Source organism: Gilvimarinus agarilyticus (assembly GCF_000832015.1).
Classification (GTDB): domain Bacteria; phylum Pseudomonadota; class Gammaproteobacteria; order Pseudomonadales; family Cellvibrionaceae; genus Gilvimarinus; species Gilvimarinus agarilyticus.
The window spans coordinates 2,041,219-2,060,326 of sequence record NZ_JXCJ01000001.1; the positions used below are offsets into that span (position 1 = coordinate 2,041,219).

At 53.1% G+C, this 19,108-nt stretch carries 13 protein-coding genes; 10 read left to right on the top strand and 3 right to left on the bottom strand.

Annotation, left to right across the window (positions count from 1 at the left end; genetic code table 11):
- Positions 1–45: 45 nt before the first annotated feature.
- The 4 genes from SD69_RS08690 (at position 46) to SD69_RS08705 (ending at position 6,333) form a co-directional block, all read left to right on the top strand.
- A complete protein-coding gene (locus tag SD69_RS08690; protein ID WP_041522903.1) occupies positions 46–1,326 on the top strand; it encodes a TolC family protein in 1,281 nt (426 codons plus the stop codon).
- A complete protein-coding gene (locus SD69_RS08695) occupies positions 1,323–2,261 on the top strand; it encodes an efflux RND transporter periplasmic adaptor subunit (protein ID WP_052481012.1) in 939 nt (312 codons plus the stop codon). The genes SD69_RS08690 and SD69_RS08695 overlap by 4 nt, the downstream gene beginning before the upstream one ends.
- A 14-nt stretch (positions 2,262–2,275) precedes the next feature.
- On the top strand, positions 2,276–5,359 hold the full coding sequence (locus SD69_RS08700) for an efflux RND transporter permease subunit (RefSeq protein WP_041522904.1): 3,084 nt from the start codon (positions 2,276–2,278) through the stop codon (positions 5,357–5,359).
- Between the two features lie 95 nt (positions 5,360–5,454).
- Complete coding sequence (locus SD69_RS08705) at positions 5,455–6,333, top strand: chemotaxis protein (RefSeq protein ID WP_041524612.1); 879 nt, start codon at positions 5,455–5,457, stop codon at positions 6,331–6,333.
- 21 nt (positions 6,334–6,354) lie between these two features.
- Here the strand turns inward: SD69_RS08705 and SD69_RS08710 are convergent, their stop codons facing one another.
- Positions 6,355–7,617, bottom strand: coding sequence for a DUF2254 domain-containing protein (locus SD69_RS08710; RefSeq protein ID WP_041522905.1), 1,263 nt, complete (start codon positions 7,615–7,617; stop codon positions 6,355–6,357).
- Positions 7,618–7,810: 193 nt separating this feature from the next.
- On the opposite strand from SD69_RS08710, the gene SD69_RS08715 reads away from it, so the two are divergent.
- Positions 7,811–9,844: an alpha/beta hydrolase family protein gene (locus SD69_RS08715; protein ID WP_052481013.1), complete on the top strand. Its 2,034-nt coding sequence runs from the start codon at positions 7,811–7,813 to the stop codon at positions 9,842–9,844.
- Between the two features lie 41 nt (positions 9,845–9,885).
- Here SD69_RS08715 and SD69_RS08720 read toward each other — a convergent pair whose 3' ends face one another.
- Together SD69_RS08720 and SD69_RS08725 are read right to left on the bottom strand one after the other, a co-directional pair.
- Complete coding sequence (locus SD69_RS08720) at positions 9,886–10,377, bottom strand: hypothetical protein (RefSeq protein ID WP_041522906.1); 492 nt, start codon at positions 10,375–10,377, stop codon at positions 9,886–9,888.
- Positions 10,378–10,863: 486 nt separating this feature from the next.
- On the bottom strand, positions 10,864–11,355 hold the full coding sequence (locus SD69_RS08725; protein WP_041522907.1) for a hypothetical protein: 492 nt from the start codon (positions 11,353–11,355) through the stop codon (positions 10,864–10,866).
- Between the two features lie 488 nt (positions 11,356–11,843).
- Between SD69_RS08725 and SD69_RS08730 the strand changes: the two genes are divergently transcribed.
- The 5 genes from SD69_RS08730 to SD69_RS08750 all read left to right on the top strand — a co-directional run bounded on the left by SD69_RS08730 (position 11,844) and on the right by SD69_RS08750 (position 19,062).
- Entirely contained in the window at positions 11,844–14,774 is a 2,931-nt protein-coding gene (locus tag SD69_RS08730) for a TonB-dependent receptor (RefSeq protein WP_198144077.1), read from the top strand.
- Between the two features lie 172 nt (positions 14,775–14,946).
- Entirely contained in the window at positions 14,947–16,125 is a 1,179-nt protein-coding gene (locus SD69_RS08735; RefSeq protein ID WP_198144078.1) for a Wadjet anti-phage system protein JetD domain-containing protein, read from the top strand.
- A gap of 115 nt (positions 16,126–16,240) precedes the next feature.
- The gene (locus SD69_RS08740) at positions 16,241–16,552 is read left to right on the top strand and encodes a helix-turn-helix domain-containing protein (protein ID WP_157471642.1); all 312 of its coding nucleotides are present in this window, start codon (positions 16,241–16,243) and stop codon (positions 16,550–16,552) included.
- Positions 16,552–17,763 (top strand): type II toxin-antitoxin system HipA family toxin, encoded by a 1,212-nt coding sequence (locus SD69_RS08745; protein ID WP_041522910.1) that lies wholly within the window; start codon positions 16,552–16,554, stop codon positions 17,761–17,763. Before SD69_RS08740 ends, SD69_RS08745 begins: the two co-directional genes overlap by 1 nt.
- 255 nt (positions 17,764–18,018) lie before the next feature.
- On the top strand, positions 18,019–19,062 hold the full coding sequence (locus tag SD69_RS08750) for an NADP-dependent oxidoreductase (RefSeq protein ID WP_041522911.1): 1,044 nt from the start codon (positions 18,019–18,021) through the stop codon (positions 19,060–19,062).
- Positions 19,063–19,108 lie beyond the last annotated feature (46 nt).

Here is a 19,108-nt window from a genome sequence, read left to right on the forward strand (position 1 = left end):
GCGCATCGCTCATGGCGGTGCGTCCGTTAATCAGTGGATATTATTATGAAATTTTACGCGATACTGCTGCTGGCTTTTGCCGCAGGCAGTGCAACGTCGAGCGCGCACGCGTTTACGTTTGAACAAGTTTGGCAAAAGGTCTTACAACAACACCCCTTGGTAAATGCCGCTAATAATAGGCTAAAGGCTGCCGATTTTAACCGCGAGGCGGCGGGGCTGAGGCCTAATCCAAGGTTGCTTTTTGAGGCGGAAAACCTCTACGGCTCGGGAGAGTATGAACGAGCGGGGCAGGCCGAGACGGCGTTAATGGCCGAGCAAACCTTTGAGCGCGGCGGCAAGCGTGCCGCCAGAAGCCGCGTATCGGAGCAGCAATTGACGGCGCAACAATTAGAGTCCAGGCGGCAGCTGCGGGAGTTACGCCAAGAGGTACGCCATCAGTTTAATGAAGTGTTACTGGCACAAGAAAGGCTGCAGCTTACGCAAACTCAGCAGCAGCTTGCCAGGCAAAATACGCAAGCCGTGGCTCGCTTGCACGAGGCCGGTGCCGCCACCTCTGACGATCTGGCTCGCGCCCGGTTGCAGCTGCAAAGTACCGAGCTGGAGCTAACACGAGTGCGCCAGCAACGGCTTAATGTGTCGCAACAGTTGGCGGCCCTGTGGGGTGACATGGTTCACGCCGATGTGATCGAGGTGACAGGCCCCCTGTTGTTTATAAGCGAGCCCTTAACCATCAACCAAACGTTAGCACCGCTTGACTCTGGCATTGACCAACAAATTGCCGAGCAGTACATACGCGCGCAGCAGGCTGAGGTCGATTTGGAAAAGGCCAACGCCAAAGTGGATGTCACTGTGGCCGCAGGGGTTCGCCGTTTTAGCGCATCGGATGAGTACGCCTTTACCGTCGGTGCCAGTGTGCCGCTGCAAATTTTTAATAATAATCAGGCCAATATTGATAGTGCTTACGCTGAAGTGCGAGCGGCGCAACAAGACGCCGATTATTTAAAGCGTCAAGTCAGTACTACGGTGTTGACGGCATTTCGCCGCTGGCAACAGGCCGATCAGGCGCTTACCACCCTGGAGACTGAGATTTTACCGGCGGCTGAAAAGGTGCTTAGCGCAACCCGCCAAGCTTACGAGCGAGGTAGCTACAGTTATCTGCAAGTGCTGGATGCTCAAGACTCCCTCCTGCGTGCGCAACGGCAACGGCTCGATTTGCGCGCCGATGCCGCCGATGCCATGACCACGTTAGAGCGCTATATCGAGCCGCTCGATCCGATAGAGGCTCTATCGCTCACCACTATTGCCCGGCAGGAGACAACCCCATGATCCGTTTACTGTGCTTGATTTTAATCGTGCTTAATACCATGACCGCTATGGCCGCCAATGATACTCACGAGCGCGAACACGCTGGTGACGATAAGGGTGAGCAACACCTTGAAGGCCAAGTAAGTTTGCCCCTCGACGTGTTTAACGAGCTGGGTGGAAAACTGGCAACGGCCTCGCCTGGGCGTATCCGCGACGAGCGTGCATTACCCGCCGAGGTGCGTTTAAACGCCGAGGCGGTGGCTCATCTAACGCCACGTTTTGCCGCGCAGATTACCGAGGTTAATGCCAGCACTGGCGATACGGTCACCGCGGGGCAAGTGCTGGCGCGGGCGGAAAACTCCGACACACTGGCAAGCTTTGAGCTTAAATCGCTGATTGATGGTGTGGTGATAAACCGCCACGTCACCTTGGGCGAGCACCTTCAGACGACCGATACCGCCTATGTCATCGCCGATTTAACTCGTCTTTGGTTGGATATAGCGCTGTACCCCAAGCAGCTGGCGAAGGTTAAAACCGGCATGGCGGTGCATTTAACTACCGCTTATGGGCTCGAGCCTGTAGACAGCAAAATTGACTATGTGGCTCCGCTAGTCAATGAAGCGACCCGCACCGGTTTGGCCCGGGTGTTTTTATCCAACCCCGACGGGCGCTGGAAGCCCGGAATGTTCGTTACGGCTTACATAACGCTGTCGGATGTTTCGGTTGCGGTGCGGGTGCCACAAACAGCGGTCATCGACATGAAAGGTCAAAAGATCGTGTTTGTGCGAGAACAAAACCATTGGCGAGCGCAGTTGGTAAAACTTGGTCACGCTGATCGCGATTATGTCGAAGTGACAGAGGGGCTAGCCACTGGGGCGAAATACGCGGCTGAGGGCGGGTTCTTTTTAAAAGCTCAGCTAGAAAAAGACGAGCTTGAGTCGGGCCACCACCACTAATCCGCGGGGACTTTATGCGATTAATACTAGAAAGTGCGCTGAATAAACGCGTATTGGTGCTGTTGTTGTCACTGGCGGTTTTGCTCAGTGGTTACGCGGCTTACCGCAACTTAGCGGTGGATGCCTACCCGGATATTTCGCCGGCGTTAGTGCAGGTATTTGTAGAAACCGAGGGGCTTGCCCCCGAAGAGGTAGAAAAGTATGTCACTTACCCCATAGAAAGTGCCATGAACGGGTTGCCAAAGCTTGATCATGTGCGCTCGGTATCTAACTTTGGCCTATCCGTGGTTAATATTTACTTTAACGATAATACCGATATCTACTTTGCCCGCCAGCTCGTGGCCGAGCGGCTACAGCAGGCGCGCGGTCAGATTCCCGACGGGTTTGGCGAGCCGGTAATGGGGCCTATTAGTAGCGGGCTTGGCCAAGTTCTATTTTATGTGTTGGAGGACGTCAGCGGTCAATACAGTGAAGTGGAACTGCGCGAAATCCAGGATTGGATTGTTAAATTTAATTTGCAAACAGTGCCTGGTGTGACCGAGGTGCTATCTATTGGTGGTGAGGTCAAGCAGTTTCAGGTGCAGCTGGACCCATTCGCTTTAGTCCGTTTTGACGTCTCTTTGCCCGAGGTAAAAGCGCGTATCGAGGCGAACAACGCGAATGCGGGCGCGCAGTTTTTAGTTAAAAATGACGAGCAGTACATAATACGCTCAGTGGGGCTGGCGGGTAGTTTAAATGACCTTGGTAAGATCGTCGTAAAAACCATTGACGGCACGCCGGTGTATTTAGAGCAGTTGGGTGAATTGGTTATCGGCGGAGAAATTCGCCGAGGCTTAGCCATTAAAGATGGCAAAGGCGAAGTCGTGGTGGGCATGGTATTAAAGCTGCTCGGCAGCAATACCGCCGCGGTGATCGACTCGGTAAAAGCCGAGTTATCCAGCATTAATGCCAATTTACCCGAGGGCGTTAGTGTTGCCCCTTATTACGATCAGGCGCAATTGGTGCGCGCGGCACTTACTACGGTTACCAGCGCCTTGATCCAGGGGGTGGTGTTAGTTCTGTTGGTGCTGGTGGTCTTTATGCGCGGTATAAGGCCCAGTCTGGTGGTGGCCTTATCCATCCCGTTTTCGGTGGCGGTAGCGTTAATGGCTATGCCCTGGCTGGGCATTTCCGCCAACCTGATGTCCCTTGGCGGCCTCGCCATTGCGATCGGTCTGATGGTTGATGGGGCGGTGGTGGTGGTTGAGCAAGTTGACCAACAGCTGAAAAATGACGCCAACCAATCGCGGAAAAAAATAATACTCGATGCCTGCGAGATGGTAGCCCGCCCCATACTGTTTGCGATAAGCATTATTATTATTGTGTTTTTGCCACTGTTTAGCTTGCAGGGAGTCGAGGGGGCCACCTTTAAACCGCTGGCGTATACCTTAGCCTTGGCGATGGCTGGCTCGCTGATTTACGCACTATTGGTAGCGCCGGTAGCGGCTTATTTTTTCATGCAAAAACCCACACCAGAGGCGCAGCCGGCCAATAGCAAAAACTCGCGCTTGCGCCACGGTTATGAGTCGTTGGTGAGTTTTGTGGTGCAGAGGCGACCGCTAGCGGTTGCCATTGCAGTATTGATGCTGGTGCTGGGCAGTCTTATCGCGCCGCGCTTAGGCTCTGAGTTTGTGCCGCGCTTTAATGAGGGCGATTTGCTTATTAGGGCCACTATGTCGCCGTCTATCTCGTTGGAAAAGGCCCGGGCCTCTATGCTGTTATTTGAGAAACAGCTGTTGCAGCGATTCCCTGAGGTTACGCAAGTGGTAACCCGAATTGGCCGCGGTGAGGTAGGTGCGCACGCCGACCCGACCAACAATGCCGAAATATTTGTCGCGCTTAAACCCGTCAGTGAATGGCAAAGTGCCGACTCGTTGGATGGGTTGTATCGCGCCATGAGTGAGTCGTTTGCGGATTTTCCGGGCGCTAAGTTTAACTTTACTCAGCCAATCGCCGCCGCTGTCGATGAATTGCTAACCGGCACCAAAGCTGAGTTAGCCGCTAAGTTGTTTGGCGATGATTTGACAATTCTGGATGATAAGGCGCAACAAATTGCGCAACTGTTGCGCACTATCGAGGGCGCGCAAGATGTACAAAAAGATCAGGTCGCCGGAACCGGCCAGCTAAAGGTGACGTTGCATCGCGAACAAATTGCGCGCTACGGGTTAAATGTTAGTGATGTGCAGGAGACCATAGCCTTAGGTGTTGGGGGCGCACAGGCCGGGCAAGTGTTTGACGGCGTGCGCCGCTTTGATATTTATGTACGCTTAAATGAACAGGCCCGTGCCAGCGCCGAGGCAATTGCGCAGCTTACGGTGCACACTGATGCGGGTATGCAGGTACCACTGCAGGAGCTTGCCACACTGGAGTACGTCACCGGGCCACGGCAAATAACCCGCGAAAACAGTCAGCGGTTTATTACTGTGCAGGCTAACGTTCGCGAGCGGGACATCGGCTCGTTTGTGCAAGAGGCCAATGCCGCTATTGCCCGCGAGGTTGATTTACCACCGGGCTACTACGTTAAGTGGGGCGGTCAGTTTGAGTTACAGCAAAAAGCTAACCAGCGCTTGCTGGTTGTTGTGCCGATTACCTTGGCGCTGGTGTTGCTTATGCTGTATCTCAACTTTGGCTCTGTCGCAAACGCATTGTTAATTATGCTGAACATTCCGCTCGCGCTGGTGGGTGGGGTGGTTGCCCTGTGGTTGGCTGGCTTGAGTATGTCGGTACCGGCCTCGGTGGGGTTTATCGCTTTGTTTGGCATCGCGCTGGAGAATGCTCTGGTATTGGTAAGTTACATTAATGCCCAGATCCGCGAGGGTGTGCCAGTCGCCCGTGCCTGTGTGGCCGCCGCCAGTGCCCGGCTGCGCCCGGTGTTGATGACCGCGGCAACTACTGCGCTGGGGTTAATACCCCTGTTATTTGCCTCGGGTACGGGCAGTGAGGTGCAACGGCCCTTAGCAACAGTGGTTGTCGGTGGGCTCGTGAGTGCCACGGTGCTAACGCTGCTGTTAATTCCGGCGTTGTACCCGTGGTTTGCCGGCACAAAATCGCGCAACTGAGTCGCACGTAAAGGAATGCAAGGTTGGCCGCCGCAAGCCTAACAGCGGCGCCAAGCTTGTTATACTGGCAGTGTCCTACGGATAATGAGTCGGTTATGAGCACGAATTCGCAATCAATCTCGCAGGGTTTACTGTTGTTTTGGCTAACCCCAACACAACGCTTTGCATTGGGAACCTTTAAAATTAAAGAGATCGTTCCTTTTACGCCGATCCGACCCATGCCAGAGTCGGCCCCGGCGGTGATGGGAGCGGCCAATATTCGCGGCGCCACGATACCCGTTGTCGACTTAGCCGCGGCCATGGGGGGTAAAGCCCTGGATGATGCCGAGCAATCTGGCGGGTTTATTATTGTGTCCGATTGCCAGCGCCAGCGAGTAGGCTTTTTAGTGCGCAAGCTCGACCGGATTGTGCAGGCGCAAGGCAAAGATATCGAGCCGCCACCTCGGCAGCTTGGCCGCAGCGCCTTTTTAACGGGCGTAACCCGGGTAGACGATACCTTGGTGCAGCTGGTGGATGTCGAGCGTATATTTGCCAACCTGGCTATGGCTGAGCCAACCCCACCAGCAGATAATTTAGCTGCGCAAGCCAGCGCGTTAAAAGCGCTGAATATCTTAGTGGTTGATGACTCATCGGTGGCGCGCAAGCAGCTGGGCGATGCGCTACAGGCGCTGGGGGTTACCTTTCGGATAACCGACGATGGCCGCGATGCGTTGGAGATAATGCAGGCTGACGCCCGCAATGGCCGACCGGTCGATTTGTTGGTGAGCGATATTGAAATGCCTGGGCTGGATGGTTACGAGTTATCGTTTGCTGTACGCGATGACCCGGCGTTGGCGGGTGCGTACCTGATTTTACACACCTCGATTTCCAGCGAAATTAGCGTCAGCCAGGCGCATCAGGTGGGGGCCGATGAAGCCCTAACTAAATTTGATGTGAACGAGCTGATTAGCGCGATGCTGCGGGCGGTTAAGTAAACCACGTTGGCCGTGGGTTTATTACTTAAGTACCAGTGCCTCCAGGGTGGCGATATCATCGGCCAGCGGCAGCTCGTGTTTAGCCAGTGCCAGCGCCCGCTGTGAATGAGCGCGGGCCTGCTCGGCAAACTCCCCACCTTTGCACGCCAGTGCAGCCAAGCCTTTTTGCAAACGGATATGGACTTCAATCAGGCTGGCGCCATCGCGGGATATGGGGGCAAAAAAGTCATTGAATAACTCCCCGAGCTCTATGCGTTGCACCCAAACATGGGGGCAGGGAATATCCTCTAGGGCAGGCTCCTCGTCATTGGGGGTAATGTGCCAGCCGGAGATCACCCGCACCCCGCGGCCAATCACATCGATCGCCGTGCCTGGATCGTTTACGGCCGGCGACAACGCCCGCGAGGCGATCTCGGCCAGCACTAACACGCCAAAGCGCGGGTCCTGATCAAACGAGCGTTCATCGTGAATGGTGTAGGTGCGATCGATAACCGCCGTTGCCTGCTCGAGAGTTTCCTCTGAGTGGTTGAGGCAGTAGGCCAGCGCGCGCCCCGGGTGCACAAACGCGCCGGGTAAACTGGCGATATACACCTTAGCGTCGTTTTCCTCTGCCCAGCGGTTAATGGCTTTGATGTCGATGTGCTGCACATAGCCGATACGCTCGGAGTAAATGGCCACGGCTTGCTCTGGAATATCGTCGATACTTGCGAGCTTGCGCCCGTCCAGCCACGGGTGAGCCACCCGGCGTTTTACAGCGGCCTCGGCGGCTTGCTCGACGCGGTCGGTCGTTTCACCCACACGGCCTAAACTGGATAAATGATTAATCCACAGTAAAATAGTGCCCACGATCAACACCACAACGGCAATGGTCACGACGAATAAAATAACCCGGCCTTGGTCACCGTACACGCCTGTGTGCAGCGCGATAATCCCTACCAGCGAGTACACAAACGAGCCCACAAAAGTCGCCAGAGCGTTTTGCGTGGTGGAGTCTTGCATCAGTAGGCGAGTGGCGCGCGGGGTGATATTGCTGGTGGCGGCGCTGTAAGCGGCCACCATCACACTGAGCGAGAAGGTAGTAACCGCCAGCATGCTGGAGGCCAGGATGGATAAAATTCGATCAACCGCTGGTGCGCCAATCGCTCCGGACAATTCACTGGGAATCCACCCTTTAAAGGCAATGGCGATTAACGCGGTTGCCACCGCTAATACCGCGAACAATACGGTTCGCATCCACAACTGCCGACTGAGTTGTAATAGCTTCCAGGCCCACTGACTCAACATCTCACGCTCTCCGGTAAAGTGCCCTAAGTGTGTGGCTCCTAGCTCGTAAATGCAATCGGTGATAGTGAAAGTTGAGCATATTGCGGGTTTGAGGCCGCAGGGGGAATCACGTAAACTGGCCCGCCTTTTGTTTTAACCATAACTCAATAATAACGGGCGACACGGCTAACGCCCTAACAGTAAGGATGCTGCCATGCATAAATCCGTAACCCGCCCCATTAACATTACACGCTCTTTTGCGCGCCTTTTTGTTGCGGCTCTTTTGCCAGCTCTGTTTGCTGTGCCGGCAATAGCGGCAGAGCCAGCTCCGTCCAGTGAGGCCATTGCGCAACAATACGGCGCCTTACCGGTAACCTCGATGCTTGAGATCTCACCCAATGGTGAGCTTATTGCCTTTCGCAAAGTGCAAGACGGCCAGGATTTAGTGGTGGTTTACTCGCTTGAGCAGCGCAAGGTATTGACCGGCGCCAATGTTAACGAGATAAACCCACACGATTTGTATTTTATTAACGATGATTACTTAGTGTTGGTCGCCTCGGAGCGTCGCCGGATGTTGGATTACCGCGGCGAGATGGATGTTAGTACGGCGTTTGCCTTGAATGTTAAATCCGGCGAGCTCGAGCAGTTACTGCGCCCGGGCGATAATATCTACCGTGGGCAGAGTGGGCTGGGCGCTATCTCCGGTATCTCGGCCGATCATCGCTATGTTTATATGCCGGCGTTTGTGGGTAGTAGCGAGCACGACCAAAGCCCCGAGCGCTCGTTAATGAAGGTTGACTTACAATCTCCCAGAAGGCCAAAAGTGGTGGTAAAGGGCGATCGAGATACGCTGGATTACTTTTTAGATGGCAACGGTAATGTACTAGCACAAGAGATCTACGATAACCGCTATGACAAGTATGTTATTAAGGTGCCGGACGGTAACGGCTGGCGCAATATCTACGAAGAGTCCACCGACATTATTACTCGCACGGGCGTTGGTTTAACGCCCGATCGTCAATTCCTGATTATACTTGCGACTAACGAGCATACCGGTCGTGTGGTTTATTACAAAATGTCGCTGGCCGACGGCACCATTGCCGATGAACCTTATGGCCGCGATGACGCCGACATCGAAAGCGTTATCAGAGATATTAACGGCGTTGTATACGGTTTGCAGTACTCGGGCTTTACACCCAGTTATGAGTTGTTTGAACCGCACAAAGACGCCATTGTTAAAGAGGCTGTGGCGAGCTTTGAAGGGCACTCGGTTAGCCTGAGTAGCTGGAGCGACGACTGGCAAGAGTTAGTGGTATACGTCGAGGGCCCCACCACAGCGGGCAGTTATTATTTGGTTAAATCGGGTAAGCCGGCACAGTTTTTAGCCGGTGCCAGAGGCAACATAAAGCCAGACACCCTTGCGCCGCGTGTGGTTTACAACGCTAAGGCTCGCGATGGTATGAAAATCCCCACCATCTTAACGCTGCCATTACAGTTTGCCGGCGACCCGAAAAATATGCCAACCATTATGCTGCCCCACGGCGGGCCAGAAACCTATGACCGCCTGGGTTTTGACTGGCTGGCGCAAGCGTTTGCCGCCAGTGGCTATTTAGTGCTGCAGCCGCAGTTTCGCGGTTCGAGCGGTTTTGGCCTGGATCATATCGTTGCTGGGCGGGGTGAGTGGGGCCGCAAAATGCAAGATGACCTCACCGATAGTCTGGCTTACTTTGCCAAAGCCGGTTTAGTCGATGACTCACGGGTGTGTATTGTCGGCGGTAGCTATGGCGGCTATGCGGCTTTGGTGGGGGTTTCCATGACGCCCGGCCTGTATCGTTGCGCAGTCTCCATAAATGGCGTGAGTGATTTAAACGAAATGCTTGATGAGGACCGCAGCAAGGCGGGTGACGATCACTGGGTGATAAGTTACTTTGAGCAATCCATCGCCAACGGCGAATACACCAAAGAAGATCTCGCGGCAATCTCGCCGGTGAATCACGCCAAAGCCGTTAAAGTACCGGTGTTATTGATTCACGGTGAAGATGACGAGGTAGTCTCGGTCGATCAATCCGATGAGATGTACGATGCGCTGAAAGATGAAGGTAAGCAAGTGACGTTTTTGGAATTAAAAAACGAAAACCATTATTTAATGCAGGGTGAAACTCGCACTAAGGCTCTGGCTCATGTGCTTAAGTTTTTGCAGCAAAATCTTAGCAATACGACGTTGGCAGGTGGCGCTCTGCCCAACTAATACTGAAAGTAGGCCCCGCACTCAGCGGGGCCTTAACAGGCTTATTTAGCGCTGTACTTTAAGGTCACAAACTGACCCTCTTTTAAATCTGAGGTTTCAGCTCCGTCGTGTAAGCCAGAAATCGCCACGGCCTCTGGCAAGTCAATTACCCTTGGCGCACCGCCGTCGGCGGGGCGTATCAAAGCAATATTCTGCTCTAAGTTCACCTCTAAGATCTCAGCTTTAACGACCTTTTGTGCTGGCTGTGGCGCGACTACTTTATTAATTTTTAACTTGACGTTTTGGCCGACTTCAACCGATGCCATATCGGTAGACTTATAGCCGTCCAGATCAATTTTTGGTGTACCGGTAAAACCGTAAGTCACCAACTCGCCGGTTTTATCGGTTAGCACAGTTAGGCTGTTAGTGTCGTAATCCACTGACTGAACAACACCTTTTAATGTGATGTCGGCGGCCAGGGCAACGCTGCTAGCTGTCAGTGCCAGGCCCGCAATCAGCGATGAAACAGTAGTACGTGCAGTAAAAATAGACATATTCAAATCCTCTAAGCTGTCTAAGTCATATCAGTTAAATAACGCTGTAAAAGGCGAGTGGGCAAATCTCATCCTTATTGCTTGCGCAAACCTTTGTTAACGATGTGTTGTCTGCGCAGGAAACATATTACTGATACTTTCTAACTTTTTGTTACTTAAAGTTACTGTATTTTATATCAATTACTTATTTAAATCTAAGAAGTTCAATTAATATAATATAAGGAAATAAAAAAGCCTTTTTATGGTGCGTGGACTTAACTTGTGCCTGTTTTTGGGTGATCGTTGTGATAATTAGTAACACTTTTTTGGTGCGTTACGGCTTTTTGTTGCCCCTAAACGTGGCGACTGACGGCGCCGTTACTACGGGTGGCTAATGGGCTTGGTGCTACATAAGGGGGGGCGTTACGGAGGGGGTTACTGCTACGTGGTGTGGTTGCTGGCGCAGGCGGGGTAATAAGTGGGCCTCTGGCGAGGCCCACCGAATCATTATTGTGGCGCGTACTTAAAGGTAACCTGCTGGCCAGCCTCTAAGTCTTCGATACCAGCGCCTTTATGCAGGCCTGACACACGAATAGCGTCTGGCAGGGCGATAGTGCGTGGGGCGCTACCGTCGGCCGGGCGAATCAAAGCAATGTTCTGCTGTAAGTTTACTTCCAGAATCTCACCCTGAATAACACGGCTCTTGGGCTTCTCTGGCTCAATGCTAGAAAGCTTCAGGGTAACGTTTTGGCCTGGTTGTAAGTTAGACATGTCGCGCACTGGGCGACCGCCTACACGTACCTTTGGGGTGTCGGGAAAGCTGTAGGTCAGCTTCTCGCCGGTTTCGTCGGCGATAATTGAAACACTTTTATTCTCTAGGTCGACAGACTCGACAACGCCTGGCACTTTGCGGTCCGCGGCGCTGGCGCCGGCGGCAATAGTTAAGGCAAAGCCGGCAATAATGGTTTGTAGGCTCGAGCGGCTAGTGAAATTGAACATGGTTGGTTACCTCGTATCAGTCAACGCTAAATCAGCTTAAGGAGGGGATCACCCTCCCGGGTAAAGCAAGCGTTATCACCTGCTCGGTCACTATTTTACATATCAAGGTTACATTGATGTTACTTCGGGTAACGGATGTGCGATTTTTTTGAAATTGTTGCGTATTTCTATAACGTGCTGTTTTTATATAAATAAATTGATTCTATTTTGGCAGACAAAACGCCGTTTAAGACGAATGTAACTCAAGGTAACGAACTTGTCTGTCTCCGCACAACGTAACCTCAGTCGGCAAACCAAAGCATAAGGTTCGTAAAAATAATTAAACGCCCCTTGCCATATCTAAATTTTACGATTAGCCTGATACAAACTATCACAAAGTATCCGCATAAAAGTTACTGGATAACATTTTCGGTATGGAGGCTGACACTGGAATTGGGTGTGTTTGCCTAAGCAAGCACAAAAAGTAGTACATTGGGGGAGATCGTATTTTGAACCGGTTTAGTTTTAAGCGCAGTGCGCTTGCAGTAAACGTTGCGCTGGTGGTCAGTGGTATGTCGTTAAGTGGGGTTGCCGCGGCGCAACAAAACCTTGATGAAGCGCCTATTGAAGAGGTAACCGTTGTCGGTGTGGCGGCAAGTCAGGCCCGCAACTTAGATCAAAAGCGCTTTAATGTCGGGGTGAGTGACACGATCACCGCCGAAGACATTGGTAAGCTTCCTGATACCACCATTGCCGATACATTACAGCGTGTTCCCGGGGTGCAAATTCGCCGTTCAGCGGGTGAAGGGTCGACCATTAATGTACGCGGTATGCCGCAAGTGACCGCGCTGATGAATGGCGAGCAATTTTTAAGCGCAGGCTCAATTACTACCGTACAACCAGATTTTACGGATATTCCCGCGTCGTTGATCTCAGGGATTACCGTACACAAATCACCCACTGCATCACTGCTGGCCGGTGGCGTATCTGGCACTCTGGATCTAAAAACCATTCGCCCGTTTGACCTTGACAGCGGGGTTACGCTGGCAGGCAATGCTGAGTTGGCTCAGGGTAGCGAGTCTAAAGGCGATGACGGCAAAGTGTCGGCATTTGCTGGCTTTAACGGCGATGATTACGGCTTGGTGGTAACAGCGACCTACGATCAAAAAACCATGGCGAATTATCGCAATGGCACCATTCTGAACGGGATGGAGTTAATTGGTGAAGATATTCGCGATCAGCGCGATTTTAATGGCGATGGTGACAACAACGATACCTTTTTATCGCAGCGTTTTTACGGCGTAATGGATCGCGGCACCGAACGGGATCGCTTTGGTTTAAGTGCGAGCTTTCAGGCCAATATTACCGATAGCTTAGAGTTTGTCGGCGATGTGTTTTACACCGAGATGGAAGACGCCGACCGCAAACAGGGCATGATGATCGACAGTGCGCGCGGCAATAACTGGGCTTACTCTGACCAGTATGAAGAGCGCTTAGCGGGCCCTTTGGGGGGCTCGATCTATACCGTCAATCGGGCCGAGCTCAGTGTGCGCCGCGTTAGCTCGTACGCCGAATCCTTAACCAATGACCGCGACTCGACCAACACCAACCTACAGCTTAACTATGAGGGCGAGGGACCTTGGAGTGGTTCTTTGCGTTACCTGCATGGTGATGCCGAGCGCTCGCATACCGAAAATGTAGCCCACGGTTACCTCACCAGTGGTGCGCAGCATGGTTTGTTGCGCAATGACGGCTCTGGAGCCGAGCCTGCTAACCCAAGAGGTTATGGCCCGGAGGATGCACTGGTGCAGTTTGATCGCACGGGCGATTATATTTCGCTGCAGTTTGAACCGGGCTTTGGCTCTGATATTAATCAGTACAACTTGGTCTCAACCTACTCAGAGAATAACTTCCAGGAAGATGCCTCCCTCGATGTACTGCGCGCCGATGCCAGGTACAGCTTCTCCAGCGGCGACATTGCCAGTATTGATTTTGGTGTGCGTCAAGGCGAGCGTGACGTCACTCGGCAGACGCATATTCTGGTTGCGCCTTTTACCACGGGTGACTACTCCGCCGATGTGATGTGGAAGGACTCCGGTGCCTCGCTGGGCGACACCAATGGCGACGGTGAAAACAGTGTTGCCGGTGGCGATATGACACTGGGTAGCACCAACTATTACAGTGACATGCCAGAGGGCTGGGTAAATGAGGTTAGCGACTTTGGGCCGGGCAGTGTGCCGGGTACCTTCTACTTTATTAACCCCGAGGTGATGGACGATAACCTCGGCTTTCAAAACGCCATTTACCCGGGTAATAAAGAGCTGGTTCAACCCTCGCGCTCGTATCAAGTCGAAGAGCAAACGCAAACGGCTTTTGTGCAAATGAACCTTGAAGGTGATATAGCCGGGTTAAACTACGTTGGTAATATTGGCGCTCAATACGTTAAGACTGAGCTGGATATTCTGCAGAACATAATTGGTGGTGATCGTCCTTGTTCGCTCTGTACTGCCTCAAATAAAACCGGCGAAGAAACCATATCACGCAGCTACGACGACTTTTTGCCAGCCGCTAACTTTGCGTTGGATATTACCGAGGATTTAATTCTACGCGCCGGTTACGCTAAAACTCTGACCAACCTTGATATCGACGACTTAGCCGGCGGGTTAAGTGTCGGGCGCAGTCGCGCGGGCGACGTATTGGGCGATCAGCTTGGGGTTAGTCCCGATTTGCTGGTGGCCATCAACGGCACCCAAAATGGCAACCCGCAACTAGAACCCTGGCGCTCGGACAACTACAACCTGTCGCTGGAGTGGTACTTTGACGATGCTAGCCTGTTAAGCGTGGGCGCTTTCTATATGGACATTGAGTCGTTCATCGAGCAGGGCACTATCACTAAAGGCTTGCCTGACGCCGACGGGGTTATTCGCCGTGAATTGCCGGTGACCACGGATATTAATGGTGAGGGCGGCAGCATCGAAGGGTTAGAGTTTGCGTATCAACAAGCCTTTGACTTTTTACCCGGTATTTGGGGCGGTTTAGGGGCAAGCTTTAACTTTACTTACGCGCCTAGTGATAGCTCTAACGTCGATGTTTACGGCGACGAGCTGCCGATTCAGGATAACTCTGAAAAATCCGGTAACGCTGTGCTTTGGTACGACGATTACGGCTGGCAGTTCCGTATTGCCGCTAACTATCGCAGTGACCGGCTCGATCGTTTGGCCGATGCCATTGGCGAAGGGGTTGTTCCCATCTGGACGGATTCGACGGTTTATGTGGATCTGTCGGCCAGCTATGACATTAACGATTACGTCAGTGTCTATGTACAGGGCAGTAACATTACTGACGAGTTTGAAAACCAGTACGCCCAGTGGGATGACTATGTTATTACCCAAAACATCTATGAAAGCCGCTGGTCGGTAGGTGTTCGCGGGCGTTTCTAAACCGCTGTTTTGATTTTGCTAAGTCTCGCTATCGCCTAAGTTCTTAGGCGTACTCTCTTGGCCCCGATGCGTGCATTGGGGCCTTTTTTAAATGTGTGCTGTTGCCGCGAGGAGCGGTTTGCCGGGTCTGTTACACTGTAAGCAATCGCAACCACCCAAACGCTTAATGGCCATGACACACTCGACAAGCGCTAATCCTAAAAAAATAGGGCCGCCGGTTTGGTGGAGCCCAGAGCTGCTGCCCTGGCGTTTGCTGCACCGGTTTCTCGATCAGCTCGAGGCGGGCCACCGCCCTTATATAAAAGTTACGCCTAAATCTGTCCCCGAGTTGTACGATTTTCAGGCGCAAGATGTTGAATTTTTGTGGGCGCTGCTCGATGACCTCGACCGCCAATATCACATGCTAACCATTAAGCGAGCGCGCGTTACCTCTCAGCAAGAGCCTTACGATAACGCCCAAATTTACTTCTTACCCGATAAAGAGCCCATAGTGCGCGAGTGGTTAAAGCGGCCTGCGCTCGACCCCTACGCCATAACCTGGGCGCACGAGCTGCAGAGAGTAGCCGATAAGTTTGAAGACGCCGGCAACGCGCTGGTGAATCGCCACGTTCGCGCTAAGGGTATGTCGGCGGCGCAAGTGGTACGCGCCTTTGCCCGTATCGGTGACGAGTTGCAACAGCCTATGTCGTTAAGGGCGCTTTCGGCGCGCTGCTTCGCCGGGGACTCTAAATTTTTAGAGCCACACGAGTCGCTGGTGCGAGCCCTTTACCCGACATTATCGCAGCGGCTACAGCTGCGCCCGGTGATGCTGGTGGTGCATCTCGGCCAGCCTCTCACGCATTTACTGTTTGTCGAAAACCAAGACACCTTTTTAATGCTGGCACACGCTAATTTGCCGGGCATTACCGTGGTTTACAGTGCCGGCTTTCGTGGTAGCGCGGCACGAGTGCGGGAGCCGGGCCGGGCGGTCTTTTCCTTTCTCAACCCCAATGGGGATATCGCAGAGTTTAAGCAAGCGTGGTTTGACGAGCAGCCTCGCTGGCTACACGTCAGTTTCTGGGGCGACTTAGATTATGCCGGAATGGCAATTTTAAAAGCACTGCGTCAAAGCTTTACCCAGCTGCAGGCATGGCGCCCAGGGTATGAGCCATTATTGCAACGGTTAAACAGCGGTCTGGGCCACGCCCAGGCGTCGGGCGTTAAAAGCCCGCAGTCCGATCCGGATATCACCGGCTGTGAGTATGCCGATACCGTTTTATTACCGGCTATCAGGCGGGAGCAGGGTTACGTGGACCAAGAGGCCATCACTTTGCACGAATTGCTTTCTGATCAACAGAATATACCTATATAAGTTTTATATAGCTAAAAATATACCTTTATAGGTATTTTATTTTGTTTGGTTTGAGCTCTTGTGGTACGCTTACTGTTCGTTTATTAACCGCTTAGCGCTGGTGGGGCGAGTGATTATGCCAAGTACCGACTACCAATTAGGTATCGATGAGGATGCCAAGCGAGCTTTTGAGATCTTTGCGGGCAATCTTAAGCAGGCGCGCAAGGCGCGAGGCTGGACCATTCAGGAGGCTGCCGCACGCGCGCTCTTGTCGGTTAATGCTTACCGTGCCGCCGAGGCCGGCAATCTGGGAACCGCCGCCGGCGTATATCTCGCGGCGCTAAACGCCATGAATTTAGCCGATGCCGTGGCTGATTTAGCCGCACCACATCGCGATGACGTAGGGCGACAAATCCTGCAAGCCAAAGCTAAGTTGCGGGAGCGCTAATGGCTTATCAGTCAGCGTATGTATTTGCTCGTTTGGGTAGCGGTGAGCGTCGCCTGGCCGGCATTATTACGTGTGAGCCGCCGCTAGCCGAATTTGTTTACAGCAAAGAGTGGTTGGCCGAGCCGGAGGCTTACCCGTTAGACCCGGTCAATTTACCTTTAGTGAACCGTACATTCCGCACCCAAAACCCCAAGGGCACTTTTGGTGTTTTTACCGATGCCGGCCCCGATGACTGGGGTACGCGCATTATGTTGATGCATCACAACAGCAGCCCACAAAATGAAGTCGAACGCTTGCTGCGTACCAGTGGCGGTGGGGTCGGGTTGTTGGAGTTTAGTTTGTCGCGCAGCTATCCGCGTAATCCCACTGAATTGCCTGGCATTGAGTTACTGGATGAGTTGGCGGCAGTCGCGCAAAAGGTGCAGGAGCACGAACCGCTTACGCCAGAACAGCTTGCATTAATTGAACCGGGGTCATCCATGGGGGGGGCGCGCCCCAAAGTGGTGGTCACCGATGGCGCCAGCCAGTGGTTGGTGAAGTTCTCGCGCGAGCAGGATTTACTGGATATCCCCGCGCTGGAGCACTTAACCATGGCCTTGCTGCGCGAGGCGGGTATTCGCGTGCCCGCCATCGCTATACGTACATTGGGAGCGGGGCGCAGTGCGTACTTGATCGAGCGGTTCGATCGTATGGCCGGCCAGCCTCTGCATTTTGTGTCAGCCAACAGCCTGTTCAACACTTCTCGGCTGCGCCGTGTGCGCGACTCGCGTAAAAATCCCTATAGCTACGTGAACCTCGCGACTATTTTGCGCAAGCACTCGAGCGAGCCGGTAACCGATTGCCGTGAACTGTTTACTCGCATGGTGTGCAATATTTTATTGGGCAATACCGACGATCACGCCCGCAACCATGCCATGGTGTGTTCAGTTAACGATAGGCAGTGGCGTTTAGCGCCCGTATACGATGTATTGCCCACCTTAGGTGGGGTGCGCGGGCATCAGGCTATGGGCGTGGGTACATTGGGTGCCGATGCCACGCCGGAAAACGCCCGCACACTGTGCAAGCTATTTTATTTGAGCGATACCGAAGCGCAAAGCGAAATAGACAGATTGCGCGGGTTAATAGCCACTTTGCCAGAGCGTGCTGTTAAGGCGGGCATGGCCGCCGGCGAGATTCATATGCTGGAAGGCGTTTTAAACGTTAACGCCTAAAGCGCGCCGGGTTTGCGTTATTCGTCTTACCTGCCGGCGTATATCGTCTAAACTTATGTAAAGTTCGTCACGCCTGCACGCACGCGCTGTCTCATTTGGCGCTGCTATTGCCGTGTAAAACTGTGATGGCATCGCGATCTTCTAACGTGACACTTTTTGCTGGTTGACTCTCCCCTTGTAATAGTAAGTCGGCAACCTCAACTAAGTGGTTGTAGTCAGTGTTTCTTTCATTGTGCAAATTTCTCGAGGTTAGCTATGTCTCAGTCAGCATCAAACAACCGCCAGCTACTGCTTGCGTCTCGACCTCAGGGCCGCCCTGCGGAAAGTAACTTTCAGCTAAGTGAGCAGCCGTTGCCAGAGCCCGCCGACGGGCAAGTTCTGTTGCGCACGGTGTTTTTATCTATCGATCCCTATATGCGTGGCCGTATGAGCGACGCTGAATCGTATGCGGCACCGGTGGCATTGGGGGATGTGATGGTGGGTGGCACCGTGTCCCGGGTTGTAAGCTCCAGACTTGACGGCTTTAGCGAGGGGGACTGGGTCGTGGGCTTTACCGGCTGGCAAGACTATGCCCTGGCCGGCAAAGAGGGCTTGATGAAGCTACCCGAAAGTCTTGCCGAACCTTCTTATGCCTTGGGTATTTTGGGTATGCCGGGCTTTACCGCTTATATGGGTTTGCTGGATATCGGCAAGCCGCAGGCAGGAGAGACCGTAGTGGTTGCGGCGGCCACCGGGCCAGTTGGTGCAACGGTAGGGCAGATCGCCAAAATTAAGGGCGCCCGGGCCGTGGGCGTGGCCGGCGGTGACGAAAAATGCCGCTATGCCGTCGAGACCTTAGGCTTCGATGCGTGTATCGACCATAAAGCGCCAGATTTTGCCGAGCAATTACAAGCCGCTTGCGGCGATGGTATCGATGTCTATTTTGAAAATGTCGGCGGTAAAGTGTTTGACGCGGTAATGCCGCTGCTGAATACCGGTGCACGTATCCCGTTGTGCGGCATGGTGTCTATGTACAACAGCACGGGCTTACCCGATGGCCCCGACCGCCTACCCTTACTGATGGGTACGCTGCTTAAAAAACGTGTATCGGTAAAAGGCTTTATCGTCTTTGACGATTACGGCCCTGAAATGCCTGAGTTTATGAAAGAAATGAGCGAGTGGTTAAGCGAGGGCAAGATCCATTATCGCGAGCAGCGCGTAGAGGGCTTAGAGCAAGCGCCTCAGGCGCTGTCGGATGTGCTTGATGGCAACAACTTTGGCAAGCTTGTGGTGCGTGTTGGCCCTGACGAGTTGAGCTAAATCGGTAAATTATGAGGCACTAGCACACACTTAAACACTATGAGGT

Excerpts from the sequence above, each read along its gene's own strand:
- SD69_RS08690 (WP_041522903.1), top strand. The coding sequence starts at position 46 with ATGAAATTTTACGCGATACTGCTGCTGGCTTTTGCCGCAGGCAGTGCA.
- SD69_RS08695 (WP_052481012.1), top strand. The coding sequence starts at position 1,323 with ATGATCCGTTTACTGTGCTTGATTTTAATCGTGCTTAATACCATGACC.
- SD69_RS08700 (WP_041522904.1), top strand. The coding sequence starts at position 2,276 with ATGCGATTAATACTAGAAAGTGCGCTGAATAAACGCGTATTGGTGCTG.
- SD69_RS08705 (WP_041524612.1), top strand. The coding sequence starts at position 5,455 with ATGAGCACGAATTCGCAATCAATCTCGCAGGGTTTACTGTTGTTTTGG.
- SD69_RS08710 (WP_041522905.1), bottom strand. The coding sequence starts at position 7,617 with ATGTTGAGTCAGTGGGCCTGGAAGCTATTACAACTCAGTCGGCAGTTG.
- SD69_RS08715 (WP_052481013.1), top strand. The coding sequence starts at position 7,811 with ATGCATAAATCCGTAACCCGCCCCATTAACATTACACGCTCTTTTGCG.
- SD69_RS08720 (WP_041522906.1), bottom strand. The coding sequence starts at position 10,377 with ATGTCTATTTTTACTGCACGTACTACTGTTTCATCGCTGATTGCGGGC.
- SD69_RS08725 (WP_041522907.1), bottom strand. The coding sequence starts at position 11,355 with ATGTTCAATTTCACTAGCCGCTCGAGCCTACAAACCATTATTGCCGGC.
- SD69_RS08735 (WP_198144078.1), top strand. The coding sequence starts at position 14,947 with ATGACACACTCGACAAGCGCTAATCCTAAAAAAATAGGGCCGCCGGTT.
- SD69_RS08740 (WP_157471642.1), top strand. The coding sequence starts at position 16,241 with ATGCCAAGTACCGACTACCAATTAGGTATCGATGAGGATGCCAAGCGA.
- SD69_RS08745 (WP_041522910.1), top strand. The coding sequence starts at position 16,552 with ATGGCTTATCAGTCAGCGTATGTATTTGCTCGTTTGGGTAGCGGTGAG.
- SD69_RS08750 (WP_041522911.1), top strand. The coding sequence starts at position 18,019 with ATGTCTCAGTCAGCATCAAACAACCGCCAGCTACTGCTTGCGTCTCGA.